The organism is Microcystis sp. M53602_WE12, from assembly GCF_030065455.1.
In the GTDB taxonomy this organism is placed as follows: domain Bacteria; phylum Cyanobacteriota; class Cyanobacteriia; order Cyanobacteriales; family Microcystaceae; genus Microcystis; species Microcystis aeruginosa.
This window is the reverse complement of sequence record NZ_JASJFB010000638.1, coordinates 1-3,732: the sequence shown is the minus strand read 5'-3', so window position 1 is coordinate 3,732 and position 3,732 is coordinate 1. Positions and strand designations below refer to the sequence as shown.

Annotated in this window: 2 protein-coding genes and 1 pseudogene; all 3 read left to right on the top strand. The window is 47.4% G+C overall.

What is annotated here, in order from left to right; all coding sequences use genetic code 11:
• Nucleotides 1-493, top strand: a pseudogene (locus tag PX482_RS20270) (serine/threonine-protein phosphatase); the annotation flags it as partial.
• A gap of 146 nt (nt 494-639) precedes the next feature.
• Complete coding sequence (locus tag PX482_RS20265; protein ID WP_002758565.1) at nt 640-1,689, top strand: hypothetical protein; 1,050 nt, start codon at nt 640-642, stop codon at nt 1,687-1,689.
• Nucleotides 1,690-1,870: 181 nt separating this feature from the next.
• Nucleotides 1,871-3,469, top strand: a complete 1,599-nt coding sequence (locus PX482_RS20260) for a SpoIID/LytB domain-containing protein (protein ID WP_288025045.1) — start codon at nt 1,871-1,873, stop codon at nt 3,467-3,469.
• Nucleotides 3,470-3,732 lie beyond the last annotated feature (263 nt).

Genomic DNA, 3,732 nt, shown 5'->3' with positions numbered 1-3,732 from the left:
AGCTAACCAGAAAAACGGTCACGATAACTCCACCATCGCCCTAGTTTATTGTCGGGTAGTTCCTGCGGCTGAACCTGTCACGCCTTTAGTTTATGCTGAGGCCAAAGAACGGATTATTCCCGATCTTAATGACCAAGATTTTGATCACAGCGGGGACACCTACCCCGGAGAAGAAGTGGTGACAGCAATACCCACTCCCCCCCCTGCATCTTCTTCGGTTTCTAGTCGTACTTCTCCCCCCGCGCTCACTAGGGTTTCACCCCTAGTCGTAGTAGCGATCGCTGTCGGTGTTCTCGGTTTGCTGGCTGCGATCGCTTGGCAATTCTTGAGTCATAATCCCCCTTCCAATCCATCGATTTCTCCCGCACCCGTCACCGGTCCGAGTCCCACGACCGGGACGACACCTTCCACACCTGTCACCGATACCAATCCAGGGACGACACCTTCCCCACCCGTCACCGGTCCCACTCCCCCCAATGCTTCTCCTAACTAGGGTTTGATGAAAAAGTTGTTCGTGGGGACAGGGTGTGGGGTGTGGGGTGTGGGGTGTGTGGTTTTACCTGACGATTAATCGGCTTGTCGGGGGTTGCCAGAGCGAGTTAAGATAAAATGCCCGATTAACTGCCGAGTCTATCATATATGGTTGATGCTGCGACGTTCTCCTCCGACACCTCCGCGATCATTGATGCCTTTGAAACGCCTCTAGAGTTTAACTTTCAACTGCCAGATCCCGAAGATGAAACCATTCAAGATCACGACTTTCAGCGACAACTGGATTCTTTTTGGAAAGTCTGCGATCGCTTTGATTTGCAAACGGAAATCTGGCGGGGGCGAATTTTGCGAGCTATTCGCGACCGGGAGAAGCAAGGCGGTGATAGTCGGGGTACAGGCTTTTTAAACTGGTTAAAACAGCGAGAAATCACTAAAAGTCAAGCTTATGCTCTGATTCAATTGGCTAATAGTGCTGATACTCTCCTGGCGGAAGGACAACTGGATCCCGATAGTATCAATAATTTTAGTAAACGCGCCTTCGTAGAAACGGCCAAATCTGCCCCCGAAATTCAAAAATTAGTCAGTGATGCGGCCCGACAAGGGGAGAGAATTACCCGTCGGGAGGTGAAGCAATTGGCCGATGAATGGACAGCGATGAGTTCAGATTTACTACCCGATGAAGTGAAAGAAAAAGCCAGCGACGGCAGTTTACCGGCGCGTCATCTCGCCCCCCTAGTGAAAGAATTAGAAAAGTTACCCGATACTCATATCGACACTCTCCGTCAAGAAATCGCCGCTAATCCCGATGTGGACACGGTAAAATTAATCACCTCGGAAGCACGCAGCTTAGCCAAATATCTCGATGCGGCGGCCCAAGTGCAAACTCTCCGACGGGGTAATTTAGATATCGAAATGGCTCTAGAAGAAGCGTTGCGCGTCGATTGTCTAAATACGGCGGCGGATCTGGTTAAACAAGCCACACAATTAGAGCAGGCCGTAGCTAAACTTTATACTACTTGGAAACGTTTAGGTAGTTTGTCCGATCGCCTCTATGTGGATACGGGAGCAAGTAATCCCCATCTGCGATCGATGTTAACCTGTTTGGAAAGTTTAACCAGTGAAGTGATCGAAGTGGAACTGGATGAAGGTGGCCAGAAAATGGTACGTTTACGCATTATCAGCGATGGGGGAAGTTAGATGCTTTGTTGGTGGTTGGATGTTGGGTGTTGGGGTTTGAGGGTGTTGGGGTTTTAGGGTTTTAGGGTTTTAGTGGAAATTCCCCTATCCCCCCCATTACCCTATTCCCCTAACGGCTTGCTGCTATAATCTCTGAATATCCTCAACTTTTATGAAAACTTATTAACAGATACTTGACTTTATGCTAAAAATCAAGGAAAAAAAACAAATAATTAGCATCGGTTCCATAACTGCGGCGATCTTGCTCAGTTTAACCCTAATTCCTGCCGCTATAGCCAAGGATGTCCTTCTGAGAGTGGGCATTGTCCAACGTTTTGGCGATGAAGCCAAGGAAAAATTAACCCTGGGCAGTACCAATGGTGATCATCTCACCCTGCGGGTGCTGGGAGAAGATGGCCAATCCCAAACCCTGCAAACCAATCGCCTACAATTAGAAGTTATTCCCCGTCCCCTCGCTTCTCCCATCCTGCAAGAAAAAGTCATTTTGAGCGACCACGCCACCTTTGAAACCGCCGAAAATAGTGCCAAAAATTGGGCAAAAATGGGCATTAAAGTGGAAATTACCCAACCCGGACGCTGGCAGGTCTGGGCAAAGCGAGAAGTTTATGAAAATCCCCTAGTGCGACGTTGGTTGCTGACCAGTTTGCAAGCCAAAGGCCACAATCAACCCTATATTAATAGTGTTTTACTCAAAGAAAAGCCGCAAGTTTCTTTCCAGATCAACGGGGTGCGCTATTTTCCCAAAGAATTAGAAATCGAGAGCCAAAAAAACCTGATTCAAGTCACCCATAGCCCCGATCAGTTACGTTTGTACGGGGGAACTATGCGCCTACAGCCCAACGCCTACGGCACTTTTACCCTAGTTAATAACGTTCCCCTCGAAACCTACCTGCGCGGGGTTGTACCCCACGAAATCGGTCATGATGCCCCGGAAAGCGCCACCCAAGCGCAAACTATTATCGCCCGTACCTACGCCCTCCGCAATCTCCGCCGTTTTCAAGCCGATAATTACGAACTCTGTGCCGATACCCATTGTCAAGTTTATTATGGATTGACGGGAACTAATCCCCGGGCTGATCAAGCGATCGCGGCCACGCGAGGCCTGGTTTTAACCTACCAAAATGAGTTAGTGGATGCCCTTTATTCCTCTACCACCGGCGGAATAACTGCCCTCTTTAGTGATGTTTGGGATGGGGAGGAAAGACCTTATCTCCGGGCAGTGGTGGACTCCCCCAATCGAGTCTGGGATCTCTCGAAACAATCTCTCGCTAATGAGACAACTTTTCGCCAGTTTATTAATCTTAAAGATGGTTTTAATGAGACGGGCCGACGGGTTTTTCGCTGGCAAAAACAAGCTTCTTTAGCTGATTTGAGTCAAGACCTAGAAACCTATCTAAAACGCAGAAAACATCCCCTCGCCCATTTCCAGAAAATCCAATGGATGGAAGTGACTAAGCGCTCTCCTTCCGGTCGGATTCTGACTATGACCGTTCAAACCGATAAGGGGATTTTGGAACTGCATAAAAATGAGGTGCGTAGTGCTTTGGGACCGCCTCGCAGTACCCTATTCTACATCGATCCTATCTACGATACCAATCGACAGATCCAGGGTTATAACTTTATTGGTGGCGGTTTTGGCCACGGGGTAGGATTAAGTCAATTTGGTTCCTATAATTTAGCCCGTTTGGGTTGGTCTCCCGAACAAATTCTCGCTTTCTATTATCCCGGCACCACCATTCAACCTCTCAATAATTCGATTGTCTTTTGGCGAGGAAATTAAGCAGTTATCAGTTATCAGTTTCTGAAGGCAATAGGCAATAGGCAATAGGCAAGAGAAAGGCTCTGACAATTCTCCTACCTAAAAAGAGGATTAGAAACTAAGTAAATCAAATGTTTGACTAAAATTTACCGAAATTTTGGGTTAAAGCCCCGTCCTTTTAGGACGGCTTTTTAAACTATAGCTTGTTAACTTAACTTTTATTGTGCTATACTGATTTTATCTAAGTAACCCGTGCGTAAAATGTTTGTCTTAGAGTTTAAAGT